Below are 15,063 nucleotides of genomic sequence, written 5' to 3'. Positions count from 1 at the left end.
GGAACGACTTATGAAACTAAAGACCACATTGTTCGGCAATGTATATCAGTTTAAGGATGTAAAAGAGGTGCTGGCTAAAGCCAACGAACTGCGTTCGGGGGATGTGCTGGCGGGCGTTGCAGCGGCAAGCTCACAGGAGCGGGTGGCGGCAAAACAAGTGTTGTCGGAAATGACGGTGGCGGATATCCGTAATAACCCGGTGATTGCCTATGAAGAGGACTGCGTGACGCGGCTGATTCAGGACGACGTTAACGAAACAGCCTATAACCAGATTAAAAACTGGAGTATCAGCGAGCTGCGCGAATATGTGTTGAGCGATGAAACCAGTGTTGATGACATTGCCTTTACCCGTAAAGGACTGACTTCGGAAGTGGTGGCGGCGGTAGCGAAGATTTGCTCTAACGCCGATCTGATCTACGGCGCGAAGAAAATGCCGGTTATCAAAAAGGCTAATACCACCATCGGTATTCCGGGCACCTTTAGCGCCCGTTTGCAGCCAAACGACACCCGTGACGATGTGCAAAGCATCGCTGCGCAAATCTACGAAGGGCTTTCTTTCGGGGTAGGTGATGCGGTGATCGGCGTTAACCCGGTGACTGACGACGTGGAAAACTTAAGCCGCGTACTGGACACAGTGTATGGCGTGATCGACAAATTCAACATTCCGACCCAGGGCTGTGTGTTGGCGCATGTTACGACGCAAATTGAAGCAATTCGTCGCGGCGCGCCGGGTGGGCTGATTTTCCAGAGTATCTGTGGCAGCGAAAAAGGGCTGAAAGAGTTCGGCGTAGAGCTGGCGATGCTTGACGAAGCACGCGCAGTGGGCGCCGAGTTCAACCGTATCGCCGGGGAAAACTGCCTCTACTTTGAAACCGGGCAGGGTTCTGCACTCTCCGCTGGCGCTAACTTCGGCGCTGACCAGGTGACGATGGAAGCGCGTAACTACGGGCTGGCACGTCATTACGATCCGTTTATCGTCAACACCGTGGTCGGCTTTATTGGGCCGGAGTATCTCTACAACGACCGCCAGATTATCCGTGCGGGCTTAGAAGATCACTTTATGGGCAAGCTGAGCGGCATCTCGATGGGCTGCGACTGCTGCTATACCAACCACGCTGACGCTGATCAGAACCTCAACGAAAACCTGATGATCCTGCTCGCCACCGCAGGCTGTAACTACATCATGGGGATGCCTCTGGGCGACGACATCATGCTCAACTACCAGACCACGGCGTTCCACGACACCGCCACTGTGCGTCAGTTACTCAACTTGCGCCCGTCACCGGAATTTGAACGCTGGCTGGAAAGCATGGGCATTATGGCAAACGGTCGCCTGACCAAACGGGCGGGTGATCCGTCACTGTTCTTCTGATGACGCGGAGATAACACATCATGGATCAAAAACAGATTGAAGAAATTGTACGCAGCGTGATGGCGTCAATGGGACAAGCAGATGCCGTGCCGTCAGAGGCAAAATCCGCCGCCACAACGTGTACTGCGCCAGTGACTTCTGAAAGTTGTGCGCTGGATTTAGGTTCCGTTGAAGCGAAAGCGTGGATTGGCGTCGAAAATCCGCATCGCGCGGACGTATTGACCGAACTGCGCCGCAGTACTGTGGCTCGTGTGTGCACCGGTCGTGCCGGACCGCGTCCGCGTACCCAGGCGCTGTTGCGTTTTCTGGCGGATCATTCTCGTTCGAAAGACACCGTCCTGAAAGAAGTTCCCGCTGAGTGGGTGAAAGCACAGGGCTTGCTGGAAGTCCGCTCTGAAATTAGTGACAAAAATCTCTACCTGACCCGCCCGGATATGGGCCGTCGCCTGTGCGCGGAAGCTATTGAGGCTTTGAAAACGCAGTGTGTCGCCAACCCAGATGTACAGGTTGTTATCTCTGATGGTTTGTCTACTGACGCGATCACCGTTAACTACGAAGAGATCCTGCCGCCGCTGATGGCGGGCCTGCAACAGGCTGGTTTGAAAGTTGGTACACCGTTCTTTGTGCGTTATGGGCGCGTAAAAATTGAAGATCAGATCGGTGAGCTTCTCGGGGCGAAAGTGGTGATTCTGTTGGTAGGTGAACGCCCGGGGTTAGGGCAGTCGGAAAGTCTCTCCTGCTACGCCGTTTACTCGCCGCGTATGGCGACCACCGTTGAGGCTGACCGCACTTGTATCTCTAACATTCACCAGGGCGGTACGCCGCCGGTTGAAGCCGCAGCCGTGATTGTGGATTTAGCGAAACGAATGCTGGAGCAGAAAGCATCCGGCATCAATATGACCCGTTAAGGAGGCATCATGCCAGCTTTAGATTTGATTCGACCGTCTGTTACCGCCATGCGGGTGATTGCCTCTATTAACCCGGAATTTGCGCGTGAGCTGAAATTACCGCCGCATATTCGTAGTCTGGGGCTCATTTCTGCCGATTCTGATGACGTAACCTACATTGCGGCTGACGAAGCAACGAAACAGGCGATGGTGGAAGTGGTTTATGGCCGCTCGTTGTATGCAGGAGCGGCGCACGGGCCGTCACCAACCGCTGGTGAAGTGCTGATTATGCTGGGTGGGCCAAACCCGGCGGAAGTCCGCGCCGGTCTGGATGCGATGGTTGCGCATATTGAAAATGGCGCGGCGTTCCAGTGGGCCAACGATGCGCAAGATACGGCATTCCTCGCACATGTGGTTTCACGCACGGGGTCTTATCTCTCATCAACCGCCGGGATTACGCTTGGCGATCCGATGGCGTATCTGGTGGCGCCGCCGCTGGAAGCGACCTACGGCATTGATGCAGCGTTGAAATCTGCCGATGTGCAACTGGTGACCTATGTACCGCCGCCGTCAGAAACCAACTACTCGGCGGCATTTTTAACCGGTAGTCAGGCGGCGTGTAAGGCTGCCTGCAACGCCTTTACCGATGCTGTACTGGAAATCGCGCGTAATCCAATCCAGCGTGCGTAACGGAGGTTGCCGATGATCAATGCACTGGGATTGCTGGAAGTGGATGGCATGGTGGCTGCAATCGATGCGGCGGATGCCATGCTGAAATCCGCCGACGTGCGTTTGCTGAGTCATGAAGTGCTTGACCCCGGTCGGTTGACGCTGGTGGTAGAGGGCGATCTGGCGGCGTGCCGTGCGGCGCTGGATGCGGGTTATGCCGCCGCGATGCGTACCGGACGCGTCATCAGCCGTAAGGAAATTGGTCGGCCTGATGATGATACCCAGTGGCTAATTGGTAGTTTTAATCGCCAGCCGAAACAACCTGCGAAAGATCCGATAAAGGAACCAGCGACGCCAGCTATCGTCGCGGAATCTGCTGACGAGCTGTTGGCGTTGCTAACATCAGTACGTCAGGGAATGACGGCAGGAGAAGTCGCCGCCCACTTTGGTTGGCCGCTGGAAAAAGCCAGAAATGCGCTCGAGCAGCTCTTTTCTGCCGGGACGTTACGTAAACGCAGTAGTCGTTATCGTCTCAAGCCTAATTAACCTGTCGGAGGTGCCGGGCGTTATGCAACGCCCGGCATTAACATCATGAAAAAGACCCGTACAGCGAATTTACACCATCTTTATCATGAACCCTTACCCGAGAACCTGAAGCTTACGCCAAAGGTTGAAGTGGATAATGTTCATCAACGACAGACAACGGATGTCTATGAGCATGCTTTAACAATTACCGCCTGGCAGCAGATTTATGATCAGCTGCATCCCGGCAAGTTTCATGGTGAATTTACGGAAATTCTGCTTGATGATATCCAGGTTTTCCGTGAATACACCGGTCTGGCGCTGCGTCAGTCGTGTCTGGTCTGGCCGAACTCGTTCTGGTTTGGTATTCCGGCGACGCGTGGTGAGCAGGGATTTATCGGTTCGCAATGCCTGGGGAATGCGGAAATAGCCACGCGCCCTGGCGGCACCGAGTTTGAATTAAGTACGCCGGACGATTACACCATTCTTGGCGTGGTTATTTCGGAAGATGTGATCTCCCGTCATGCTAATTTTTTGCATCACCCGGATCGGGTGCTGCATATGCTGAGAAACCAGTCGGCACTGGAAGTGAAAGAACAGCATAAAGCGGCGCTGTGGGGCTTTGTACAACAGGCGCTGGCGACATTTTGCGAGAATCCAGAGAATTTGCATCAATCAGCGGTGCGCAAAGTGCTTGGCGATAATTTGTTGCTGGCAATGGGAGTGATGCTGGAAGAAGCGCAACCAATGATGACGGCAGAGAGCATTAGCCATCAGAGCTATCGCCGTTTGCTGACCCACGCGCGGGAATATGTGCTGGAAAATATGTCCGAACCGGTGACGGTGCTGGATTTATGCAATCAATTACATGTCAGCCGCCGCACGTTACAAAACGCCTTTCACGCTATTTTAGGCATTGGCCCAAACGCGTGGTTAAAACGCATTCGCCTGAACGCCGTGCGTAGAGAATTAATTAGCCCGTGGTCGAAAAGTATGACCGTAAAAGACGCCGCCATGCAGTGGGGATTCTGGCATCTTGGACAATTTGCCACGGACTACCAGCAACTGTTTGCCGAGAAACCGTCGCTGACGCTGCATCAGCGGATGCGGGAGTTGGGGTGAGATTGTGGGCCGGATTAAGATAGCGTTTGATCCGGCCAGTAATATTGTTGCAAATTGCATTGAGTCGTTATGTATTTTATTGCCCAACTGGATATGCGATAAACAAACCGATAATTGTCAAAATACATGCCAACAGAAATATCAGGATACGATTTATGTACTTTTGCGAGATTTTAAATAAATAGCAAAATAGTGTTGTTACTGTAATCACCGCCGGGATAGTTATCATATTAATGACGATTAATACAATTATCCCCAAATTGGCCCCACCACCGTGGGGAATAAATATTTTATCTTCAAAATAAACTTCCAGTATAAATGCCAGCACACAGCCCAAAAAACTCATATCCAGATGGGAATGCCATTTGCTTTTGCTACGTAATGTCTCTGACATTTGTGGCGCTCTCCCTTGTAGCCCGTGAGTAAGCTGGTGATAAATCATTCCTACGATTGTTGGTAGGACTCGCCGTTGTCCGGCACTCCAGGCAGATAAACGCATAAAGCATTCCTTCGCCATATTGTTCAATATCAGCATAATCGAGCTGCGCGAGAAACATCATTGTGCGGGAACATTCCGGGCAGTGAGGATATTCTGCATCCTGAATCCAGGTGGGATGGCCGCCAATTTGGGAGAAAGAAACAGGTAAAAATGGGTCTGCGGCGAATAACGGTGACCTGGGGTTTCCTGCTTGCATGTTATTAATGGGGAGTCGCCGCCAGTCGGACACATCATCCGGCAGCCAGGAGGGCGGAACATTTTGGGCAGATAAATAAGCGTTTCCCTGTGAATCCGTATAGCCGAAAATAGTGTTATAAGCGGTGCAACATTCACAAGTCACGACGCGAAACCTGGCGTTACCATTAAGGCCAATGGCTTTTGGTTCAATATCGAAAAGATTCGTTAGAGGTAATGCGCAATTTGGACAGGTGTCGCCGCGTTCACCAGCAACAAGGAAAACTTCGGAAGACCCGGTGCTTTTCTTCTCCAGGTGAAAACATTGAGATAAATAGAGATTACGCCTTTGCCCTTCAGCGGTTAATTCCCAACCTGCAACATGCGCATATTCTTCTGGCGCAATGTAAAGTGAACTGCGCCACGGCGGTGGATTCTTGCGCCACTGGGAAAAATGCTCGATAACGATATCATCACCAATCCATGCCAGACATTGCAGAATAAAATTTCTGTTGTCTGCATCAATCTCAACCTGCTTTAAAAGCGCATCGCGAACATCCGCAGGGGCGCGATGAAAAGGTAAGCAAGAATAACTATCCAAATCATTATAAGAGATCCATTCTCTTAAATACGCATCCAGATTTGCCTGAGTAAATGCTGCAAGACAGAGACAAATCTCCTGAGCGTGCTGATATTCTCCAGATACAAACCGTTCTGTGGCGTAATTAGCCATCTGCTGCGCTTGATCGGGAGACAATTGTTGATACAACAAATCGGTGGGAACAGGGCAGGGAGTCCAGTCGATCAACGCATCGAATTTTCGTGGTTGGTGGACTAATTTCAGCATGGCAACCGGATCGTTTAACCCTGCAAACGCATTTACGATTTTTTTGTTATTTCTAATATATTCATCGTGTTCACGCTTTTTTTGTGCCTGAACGCAGGGCATACAATATCCACCGGTGCGCACGGCGGTTTGTGGCAGAATGGTCGATGTGCAAGTGGGGTTTTTACAGGGAATACGGTCGGTCATTGGGGCGCTCCATGCATTAATTAAATCCTTTATAATAAATTCGTGTCTCCTGAGTGCTCGTAATAAATAGTCAACTGTCAGGAGTCTAATACATTACACCCAATCTCTGATCTTAATAAACTCGCTCAGCGCTGCTTCTGGACTGCCTTCTTCCGGCTGATAATCGTATTCCCAGCGTACCAGTGGTGGCATTGACATCAGGATAGATTCGGTGCGACCGCCTGTTTGTAAGCCAAATAATGTGCCGCGATCCCATACCAGGTTGAACTCGACATAGCGACCGCGACGGTAAAGCTGGAAATTGCGCTCGCGCTCGCTGTATGTCATTGCTTTACGGCGTTCAACAATCGGTAAATAAGCGTCGGTGTAGCTTTTACCTACCGCCTGCATAAAGGCGAAGCAGTGGTCGAAGTCTGGCGTGTTCAGGTCATCAAAGAACAGACCGCCAATGCCGCGCTGTTCGTTGCGATGTTTGAGGTAGAAGTAATCGTCGCACCACTTTTTGTAACGTGGATAAACATTTTCGCCGAACGGCTGACACAGATCACGGGCAGTGCGATGCCAGTGAATGGCATCTTCTTCAAAGCCGTAGTAAGGCGTTAAATCGAAACCGCCGCCAAACCACCAGACGGGATCGGCTCCCGGTTTTTCGGCAATAAAAAAGCGCACATTCGCGTGGCTGGTGGGAACATATGGATTGTGTGGATGCACCACCAGCGAAACGCCCATCGCTTCAAAACTTCGTCCGGCAAGCTCCGGGCGATGTGCCGTAGCGGAAGCAGGCATCGCGTCGCCGTGAACATGCGAAAAGTTGACGCCTGCCTGTTCGAAAACACCGCCGTTACGCAACACCCGACTGCGCCCACCGCCGCCAGCTTCGCGTTGCCAGCTATCTTCAACAAACTCTGCGCCATCGACGGCGGCGAGTTGCTGGCAAATCGAATCCTGAAGATTGAGCAAGAACTGTTTAACCTGGTGTGTGTCGGGTTTCATAACTTATCGCTTTTTCGAATGTGCTTTCTGATTGTCAAACCAATGGAAATAACTGATTACGCCTTCGGCAATAGCATTGGCGATTTTCTGACGAAACGCCGCCGTACCCAGCAACCGTTCTTCTTCCGGGTTGGTGATAAACGACGTTTCTACCAGTACCGAAGGAACCGATGGTGATTTCAACACCACAAACGCCGCCTGCTCAGTGTTGCGGCTATGTAACTTATGCACCGGTTTAATTTTTTTCAGAATATGCGAGCCAAGCGTCAGGCTGTTTTTAATAGTATCGGTTTGCACCAGATCAAACAGCACTTGCTGCAATAGATGGTCCCTGTCAGTCGCTTTTTTGCCGGCGACTTCATCCGCGCGGTTTTCGCGTTCCGACAAATATTTTGCCATCGCACTACTTGCGCCGCGGTTAGAGAGAGCAAAGACTGAAGCACCCGCCGCTTTCGGGTTAGTAAACCCGTCGGCGTGGATTGACATAAACAGATCTGCGCCGTGCTTATGGGCGATTTCAACGCGATCGTACAGTGGGATAAACGTATCGCCAGAACGCGTTAAACGCGCGTCAATTCCATGATTGCGCAATATGGAACGAACATTTTTAGCTATTGCCAACACTACGTGTTTTTCTTTTGAACCGTTGCGGCCAATCGCCCCGGTATCAATTCCTCCGTGACCCGGATCGAGAACGACTATCCGCTTGCCTCCGGTTTTTTTGGCTTTCGGCTTACTGTGCCCATTACTGGTTTTTAACGGTTCTTCTTTGGCGATGGCTTGCGACATTCCTGACAACGTCAGGGCAGCCAATCCGGCTTTCAGCACCTGGCGGCGCGAAGTGAGTGTTTTTAGTGGTTTAAAAGTGCTCATACGGCCTGAGTTGTAATAATAAAGTTCCAGATGTTATATCGTATCGCGTAATCCGTTACGACCATTTGCTGTTGAGAATTGTTTACTTTTCATTTCAATAGATGACAATTACTCATTATGTCATTTTTCTCGCCGTTTTTCGTCAGATATTGGCTAATTCGACTGTTCACGCCATAATCACCGTTTTAAGCCCAAAAAGGTAACCTATACCATGGAGATACGCGTATTTCGCCAGACTGATTTCGAAGAGGTGATCACCCTTTGGGAACGTTGCGATTTGTTGCGTCCGTGGAACGATCCTGAGATGGACATCGAGCGCAAGATGCACCATGACGTCAGTTTGTTCCTGGTGGCGGAAGTCAACGGCGAAGTAGTTGGCACAGTGATGGGCGGTTATGATGGGCATCGCGGTTCTGCTTATTATCTTGGTGTACATCCAGAATTTCGCGGGCGCGGAATTGCCAATGCGTTACTGAATCGGTTGGAGAAGAAGCTCATTGCCCGTGGCTGTCCGAAGATTCAAATCAACGTGCCGGAAGATAATGACATGGTGCTCGGGATGTACGAGCGTCTGGGATATGAACACGCCGATGTGCTGAGTATGGGCAAGCGTTTGATTGAAGATGAAGAGTACTGAGTTTCATCCTGCCCATTACGATGTGCACGGACGCTTGCGTTTACCTTTCCTCTTCTGGTGCGTGCTGCTGCTTCAGGCGCGAACCTGGGTGTTGTTTGTGATTGCTGGCGCGTCGCGTGAGCAGGGCACTGTGCTACTGAATCTGTTTTATCCCGATCATGATAATTTCTGGTTGGGATTGATTCCCGGCGTTCCGGCGGTGCTGGCGTTTTTGCTGAGTGGCCGACGCGCTAAATTTCCTCGTTCCTGGCATGCGCTTTATTTTTTGTTGCTGTTGGCGCAGATGGTTTTGCTTTGCTGGCAACCGTGGTTGTGGCTGAACGGTGAATCTGTTAGCGGTATTGGTCTGGCGCTGGTGGTGGCGGATTTTGTGGCGTTAATCTGGTTGTTGACCAATCGACGTTTACGCGCTTGTTTTGTTGAAGAAAAAGAATAACGCAGAGGTGCGCTTTGTTTATGCCAGATGCGGCGCGAACGCCGTGTCCGGCCTGCAAAGTTTTTCAAATTCAATATATTGCAGGGAAGAATAGACGCCGATAAGCGTAGCGCATCAGGCAATTTTGAGTTTGTCATCAACCTCTAACGGCACTTTTTTGCAAATTCGCACTCCAAGCAACGTTATTGAATAACCAAAGGAAGTGACATGAAATCGCTGCGTTTATTGTTATGCGCTATGCCGTTGATGCTGACTGGCTGTTCCACGATATCGTCAGTTAACTGGTCTGCTGCTAACCCGTGGAACTGGTTTGGTTCGTCCACTAAAGTAAGCGAGAAGGGCGTGGGTGAGTTAACGGCGTCTACCCCATTGAAAGAGCAAGCCATTGCTGATGCGCTTGATAGCGATTATCGTCTGCGCAGTGGTATGAAAACCGCTAATGGGAATGTCGTGCGCTTTTTTGAAGTGATGAAAGGCGACAGCGTGGCGATGGTCATTAACGGCGACCAGGGGACAATTAATCGCATTGATGTGTTGGATAACAATATTCCTGCTGACACCGGTGTTAAAATCGGTACACCGTTTAGCGACGTTTACAGCAAAGCATTTGGTCATTGCCAAAAAGCTGAGGGTGACGATAATCGTGCTGTCGAATGTAAAGCCGAAGGCAGCCAACATATTAGCTACCAGTTCAGCGGCGAGTGGAGCGGTCCTGAAGGGTTAATGCCTTCTGACGATACGCTGAAAAACTGGAAGGTCAGTAAAATTATCTGGCGGCGTTAATTTGCGTCTGAACAAACCGCCGCCGCTAAAAAACACGTAAAATAGCGCCCAACAATGCCACGGATTGCGTGGCATTCTTATTTCAGGAGGAACAATGTCTCAGGTTCAGAGTGGCATTTTGCCAGAACATTGCCGCGCGGCGATTTGGATCGAAGCCAACGTTAAAGGGGAAGTTGATGCCCTGCGTGCGGCCAGTAAAACATTTGCCGAGAAACTGGCAGCCTTTGAAGCAAAATTCCCGGACGCGCATCTCGGCGCGGTGGTTGCCTTTGGCAACAACACCTGGCGCGCTCTGAGCGGCGGTGTAGGTGCTGAAGAGCTGAAAGATTTTCCTGGTTACGGTAAAGGACTTGCGCCGACGACTCAGTTTGATGTGTTAATTCACATTTTGTCTCTGCGCCACGATGTTAACTTTTCCGTGGCTCAGGCGGCGATGGAAGCTTTCGGCGACTGCATTGACGTGAAAGAAGAGATCCACGGTTTCCGCTGGGTGGAAGAGCGCGATCTGAGCGGCTTTGTTGATGGCACGGAAAACCCGGCGGGCGAAGAGACGCGTCGCGAAGTGGCAGTCATTAAAGATGGCGTGGATGCAGGCGGCAGCTACGTGTTTGTGCAGCGTTGGGAGCACAACCTGAAGCAACTCAACCGTATGAGCATTCACGATCAGGAGATGATGATTGGGCGCACGAAAGAAGATAACGAAGAGATTGACGGCGATGAGCGTCCAGAAACCTCTCACCTGACCCGCGTTGATCTGAAAGAAGATGGCAAAGGGCTGAAGATTGTTCGTCAGAGTTTGCCATACGGCACCGCCAGCGGCACGCACGGTCTGTACTTCTGCGCTTACTGCGCACGTCTGCATAACATTGAGCAGCAACTGCTGAGCATGTTTGGCGATACCGATGGTAAGCGTGATGCGATGTTGCGTTTCACCAAACCGGTTACTGGCGGCTATTACTTCGCGCCGTCGCTGGACAAGCTGATGGCGCTGTAATCGTTTCTGATTCGATGATGAAAGGCCAGGCCGTAACATTACTGACTGGCCTCAGATTGTTGACCCGGTGCGCGTTGTACACGCCGGATGCGGCGTGAACGCCTTATCCGGCCTACGAAATCGTGCTACTTCAATATATTGCGGGCTCCACGTAGGCCTGATAAGCGTAGCGCATCAGGCAGTTTTGCGTTTGTCAGTACTCTCAACTTCAACATAGCGGTCAAGCGGCTGGCCAGTAACTGACTCGACGATAAATCCAGGCAGCATATAATCGACATCGCTGTAGATATGTTTGCTACCGGGCTGATATTCCAGCGGCGTACGTTTAATCATCTCCAGCGTCTGGCCTTTATCCTGGGAATATAACGCGCCCGCGACGGCTTTATTCGGGTATTGTGGGTCCGCCGGGATAACCGACGTCCACTTGCTGGCTAATCCAGCGATCCATCTGGTTTAGCCGTTCGACATTGAACCCTGCTTTCTCTGGCGAACTTTCTGTCAGAACAGGGTATTTTGCGGCGCTGACGCTACAACTGACAGCCAGCAGAGAAAAATAGAACATTGTCCGTTTCATAATCAGTCCAGACTAACGTTGCGACAGCCAAAGAGCGTGGTGAAAATAAATCCGCAAACCCATGCCACCAGAATTCCGCCAGCATAAACCGCCATTGCCGGAAGGATGCCTTGTGCGGACGTCATCAATGGCAAGGCGACCAGACCAGATGGCCCGAAAGCGCTGTTTAATCCCATTGGCAGGCCCCACCAGGCTATCAGCCCGATAAACAAACCGCCCGCCGCACCGCCTAAACAGGCGGTAACAAACGGCTTCATCCGTGGCAAGGTGACGCCGTAAATCAATGGTTCGCCAACGCCCAGCAGACCGGGAATAATCGCTCCACGTACCTGACTGCGTAATGCACTATGCGGCTGCGCTCGCCAGTAAAGCGCCAGCGCTGCGCCTACCTGACCTGCGCCAGCCATGGAAAGGATGGGGAACAGGCTGTTGAATCCCTGGCTATCCATCAAGGCCAGATAAACGGGAATAAACCCCTGATGCACGCCAAACACTACAGCAATCAGGAACAGCCCGGCTAATACCGCACAACCAAGCGGATTGCTGTTCAGGTGCATAAATAACCACGACATGCCTTCAAACAGCCAACCCCCCAGCGGCATAATCACCAGATACGCCAGTGTGGCGGTGATTAGCAGGGTGATTAATGAGGTCAGCAGCATGTCGAGATCGTCCGGCATAAAGCGACGCACGATGCCTTCGATGCGGGCACAGGCCCACGCAGCAATCAACACGCCGATAATATTGCCGCGCGGATCGATGGGCAGGCCGAAGAAATCGTGAAAACCAGCGTAGTAACCGGTGGTGGCGGCAGGATTATAACCGAGCAAAAAGAGCGCGGCGATAATCGCGCCATTGACGCCCGTGCCGCCAAATGCCTGAGCGGCGTTATAACCTACCAGTATCACCAGGAAAGTGAACAAGCCTTTACTGAACACCTTCATAAAGTTCAGGGCGTCGGGCAGCGTTCCCTGAGCATCTGCCGGGACGTGCATCACCGTGGCAATTAACGTCGCTATCCCCAGCAGCAGACCAGCAGCAATAAAACCGGGGATCAGCGGCGTGAAGATGGTGGCAAATTTGGCGAGAAATTGTTGCACGCCGGAAGTTTGTCTGGCTTTTAGCTGGCGTTTGTTCTGAGCGGCGATTTCTGCGGCGTCCTGCACAGGCGCTTCGCCCAGCAGCTCGCTCATCGCTTTTGCGGCACGATGTGCTTTGCCCGGTCCGAATATCACCTGTACTTGATCGCTGGTTAAAATGACGCCCTTAACGCCTTCCAGCGTTTTGATATTGGGATCAACCAGTGAACTGTCATGTACACCCAGACGCAGGCGCGTCATACAGTTACCACAACTGGCGATGTTTCCCGGGCCACCGACCCGGGTAAGAATGGTGTTCAGAAGTTCATTGCTGATCTCTTTTGCCATGGGTTATTCCTTTTCCAGAGCCTTGCGAATAAAGCCGCCGTGTTGATCCAGGCGTTTTTTAGCTTCAGCGGCATCAAGATTTTTCAATATCATCACAATGGCTGTTTTGCAGTGGCGATCGCAGCCAACCAATGCCGCTTCCGCTTGTTCTGTGCTACATCCGGTGGCGTTTTTGACGATATTGATCTGGCGCACATGTAATTTTTCATTGGTGGCGACCACATCGACCATCAGGTTGCCGAACACTTTGCCGGATTTAATCATCAACCCAGTGGAGAGCATATTGAGCACCAGTTTCTGTGCTGTCCCCGCTTTCATCCGCGAAGAGCCGGTAACCACTTCGGCACCGACAACCGGCGTAATGGCAAACTCTGCGGTAGTTGAAACAGCGCTCCCTGGATTACAGGAAATTCCCACTGTGCGACAGCCAAGCTGGCGAGCGTACTCCAGTCCGGCGATCACATACGGCGTGCGTCCGCTGGCGGCAATACCAACCACTACGTCCTGCGCGGTTAAGCCGATATTTTTCAGAGCGTTAACGCCGCCTTCCCGGCTATCTTCCGCGCCTTCTACGGCATGTTGAATGGCATATTCGCCGCCGGCAATCAAACCAACTACCAGGCCCGGTTTCACACCGTAGGTGGGGGGGCACTCGCTGGCATCCAGAATTCCCAGACGGCCTGAGGTTCCTGCGCCGAGATAAATCAAACGGCCACCGCCGCTCACCTGGGTGTGAATAACGTCGATCGCCGCAGCGATATCCGGCAGTACACATTCAACGGCGAGCGGTACGGTTTTATCTTCTTCGTTGATAATCCGGCACATTTCCAGCGTTGATACGCGGTCAATTTCAGCGGAGGCGTTATTCGAGCCTTCGGTAATCATCTTTTCAAGTTGCATCGGTGGTGACCTTAATATTTGCGATCGAATAATTGCAGATAAATGGGATCATATATCCCGATTGGGCGGACACAAAGGAATCATTAAGTCCGAATACCACTAGTGTGGCGTCGCTGAAAATGATTGAGCGTAGTAGTGTGCTTATGTCGTGAGTAAAGTGATGCATAAAGCGGCGGTTAGATTGAGATTTTCCCCAATTAGTGAGCTGATACGCAGCAATATTTTGTTTATCCTGTATTTTCAGAGGCAATGGAGTGTAACGCTCTGTATTAACAAGGAGAGCATTAAAATGGGTAAACTCACGGGCAAGACAGCATTGATTACAGGCGCATCGCAAGGGATTGGCGAAGGGATTGCCAGAACTTTTGCGCGTTATGGCGCGAACCTAATCTTGCTGGATATCTCCGATGAGATCGAAAGGCTGGCGGATGAACTGGGAGGACGCGGTCATCGTTGCACAGCCGTCATTGCCGACGTACGCGACCCGGCATCGGTTGCCGCGGCTATCAAGCGCGCGAAGGAAAAAGAAGGGCGCATTGATATTCTGGTGAATAACGCAGGTGTTTGCCGCCTGGGCAGTTTTCTCGATATGAGCGATGAAGATCGCGATTTCCATATTGATATCAATATTAAAGGCGTGTGGAACGTCACGAAGGCGGTGCTGCCGGAAATGATTGCCCGCAAGGATGGTCGTATTGTGATGATGTCTTCGGTCACTGGCGATATGGTGGCGGACCCAGGCGAAACGGCGTATGCCTTAACGAAAGCGGCGATTGTTGGGCTGACCAAATCGCTGGCGGTGGAGTACGCGCAATCCGGTATTCGCGTTAATGCAATTTGTCCGGGTTATGTTCGTACGCCAATGGCGGAAAGTATTGCCCGCCAGTCGAACCCGGAAGATCCAGAATCGGTACTGACTGAAATGGCGAAAGCAATCCCGCTGCGTCGCCTCGCCGATCCGCTGGAAGTGGGCGAACTGGCCGCATTCCTCGCCTCCGATGAATCCAGCTATTTAACGGGTACTCAGAATGTGATCGATGGCGGCAGTACGTTGCCAGAAAGCGTTAGCGTCGGTATCTGATTTACTTCAGTTTCCTCCCTGCATGAGTGGGGAGGATTTCGTCGGAAACCTGGTTCTTATTCCCTTTTTAACTTCTAAATCACCAAA

15 protein-coding genes and 2 pseudogenes are annotated in these 15,063 nt (G+C 51.5%); 10 read left to right on the top strand and 7 right to left on the bottom strand.

From position 1 onward, the window contains the following. Nucleotides 1–10: 10 nt before the first annotated feature. The 5 genes from eutB to eutR are packed head-to-tail and all read left to right on the top strand — an operon-like array spanning nt 11 to nt 4,572. Complete coding sequence (gene eutB, locus PS053_RS07525) at nt 11–1,372, top strand: ethanolamine ammonia-lyase subunit alpha (protein WP_000769982.1); 1,362 nt, start codon at nt 11–13, stop codon at nt 1,370–1,372. Nucleotides 1,373–1,392: 20 nt separating this feature from the next. Continuing rightward, nucleotides 1,393–2,280 (top strand): ethanolamine ammonia-lyase subunit beta, encoded by an 888-nt coding sequence (eutC, locus tag PS053_RS07520; RefSeq protein WP_098400948.1) that lies wholly within the window; start codon nt 1,393–1,395, stop codon nt 2,278–2,280. 9 nt (nt 2,281–2,289) lie between these two features. Then, a complete protein-coding gene (gene eutL, locus PS053_RS07515; protein ID WP_001111022.1) occupies nt 2,290–2,949 on the top strand; it encodes an ethanolamine utilization microcompartment protein EutL in 660 nt (219 codons plus the stop codon). Between the two features lie 12 nt (nt 2,950–2,961). Then, the gene (eutK, locus tag PS053_RS07510) at nt 2,962–3,474 is read left to right on the top strand and encodes an ethanolamine utilization microcompartment protein EutK (RefSeq protein ID WP_059274006.1); all 513 of its coding nucleotides are present in this window, start codon (nt 2,962–2,964) and stop codon (nt 3,472–3,474) included. Between the two features lie 45 nt (nt 3,475–3,519). Then, nucleotides 3,520–4,572: an HTH-type transcriptional regulator EutR gene (eutR, locus tag PS053_RS07505; RefSeq protein ID WP_054411216.1), complete on the top strand. Its 1,053-nt coding sequence runs from the start codon at nt 3,520–3,522 to the stop codon at nt 4,570–4,572. Nucleotides 4,573–4,648: 76 nt separating this feature from the next. Here the strand turns inward: eutR and PS053_RS07500 are convergent, their stop codons facing one another. The 4 genes and pseudogenes from PS053_RS07500 to amiA form a co-directional block, all read right to left on the bottom strand. Continuing rightward, on the bottom strand, nt 4,649–4,966 hold the full coding sequence (locus tag PS053_RS07500; protein WP_044709100.1) for a hypothetical protein: 318 nt from the start codon (nt 4,964–4,966) through the stop codon (nt 4,649–4,651). A gap of 50 nt (nt 4,967–5,016) precedes the next feature. Continuing rightward, nucleotides 5,017–6,278 (bottom strand): annotated as a pseudogene (locus PS053_RS07495) (DUF1963 domain-containing protein). 93 nt (nt 6,279–6,371) lie between these two features. Continuing rightward, nucleotides 6,372–7,271 (bottom strand): oxygen-dependent coproporphyrinogen oxidase, encoded by a 900-nt coding sequence (gene hemF / locus PS053_RS07490; protein WP_137648431.1) that lies wholly within the window; start codon nt 7,269–7,271, stop codon nt 6,372–6,374. 3 nt (nt 7,272–7,274) lie between these two features. Continuing rightward, on the bottom strand, nt 7,275–8,144 hold the full coding sequence (amiA, locus tag PS053_RS07485) for an N-acetylmuramoyl-L-alanine amidase AmiA (protein WP_000102912.1): 870 nt from the start codon (nt 8,142–8,144) through the stop codon (nt 7,275–7,277). A 211-nt stretch (nt 8,145–8,355) separates the two neighbouring features. On the opposite strand from amiA, the gene PS053_RS07480 reads away from it, so the two are divergent. From PS053_RS07480 to yfeX, 4 genes are all read left to right on the top strand, one after another. Continuing rightward, entirely contained in the window at nt 8,356–8,781 is a 426-nt protein-coding gene (locus PS053_RS07480; protein WP_010332550.1) for a GNAT family acetyltransferase, read from the top strand. Further along, nucleotides 8,768–9,217 (top strand): DUF2919 domain-containing protein, encoded by a 450-nt coding sequence (locus PS053_RS07475; RefSeq protein ID WP_010332548.1) that lies wholly within the window; start codon nt 8,768–8,770, stop codon nt 9,215–9,217. Before PS053_RS07480 ends, PS053_RS07475 begins: the two co-directional genes overlap by 14 nt. 207 nt (nt 9,218–9,424) lie before the next feature. Then, the gene (locus PS053_RS07470; RefSeq protein ID WP_025238614.1) at nt 9,425–10,000 is read left to right on the top strand and encodes an RpoE-regulated lipoprotein; all 576 of its coding nucleotides are present in this window, start codon (nt 9,425–9,427) and stop codon (nt 9,998–10,000) included. A 94-nt stretch (nt 10,001–10,094) separates the two neighbouring features. Then, a complete protein-coding gene (gene yfeX, locus PS053_RS07465; protein ID WP_000084594.1) occupies nt 10,095–10,994 on the top strand; it encodes a porphyrinogen peroxidase in 900 nt (299 codons plus the stop codon). Between the two features lie 207 nt (nt 10,995–11,201). Here yfeX and PS053_RS07460 read toward each other — a convergent pair. The 3 genes and pseudogenes from PS053_RS07460 to murQ all read right to left on the bottom strand — a co-directional run. After that, nucleotides 11,202–11,568: pseudogene (locus PS053_RS07460) on the bottom strand (serine hydrolase); the annotation flags it as partial. A gap of 2 nt (nt 11,569–11,570) precedes the next feature. Next, complete coding sequence (gene murP, locus PS053_RS07455; protein WP_001040438.1) at nt 11,571–12,995, bottom strand: PTS N-acetylmuramic acid transporter subunit IIBC; 1,425 nt, start codon at nt 12,993–12,995, stop codon at nt 11,571–11,573. Between the two features lie 3 nt (nt 12,996–12,998). Further along, complete coding sequence (gene murQ / locus PS053_RS07450) at nt 12,999–13,895, bottom strand: N-acetylmuramic acid 6-phosphate etherase (RefSeq protein WP_256879228.1); 897 nt, start codon at nt 13,893–13,895, stop codon at nt 12,999–13,001. Nucleotides 13,896–14,184: 289 nt separating this feature from the next. Between murQ and ucpA the strand changes: the two genes are divergently transcribed. Beyond that, the gene (gene ucpA, locus PS053_RS07445; protein ID WP_000517455.1) at nt 14,185–14,976 is read left to right on the top strand and encodes an SDR family oxidoreductase UcpA; all 792 of its coding nucleotides are present in this window, start codon (nt 14,185–14,187) and stop codon (nt 14,974–14,976) included. The last annotated feature ends 87 nt before the right edge of the window (nt 14,977–15,063 follow it).

The sequence above is a fragment of the Escherichia albertii genome (genome assembly GCF_028622335.1).
In the GTDB taxonomy this organism is placed as follows: domain Bacteria; phylum Pseudomonadota; class Gammaproteobacteria; order Enterobacterales; family Enterobacteriaceae; genus Escherichia; species Escherichia albertii.
Note: the sequence above shows the minus strand (reverse complement) of the source record. Positions and strands in the feature narration are given on the sequence as shown.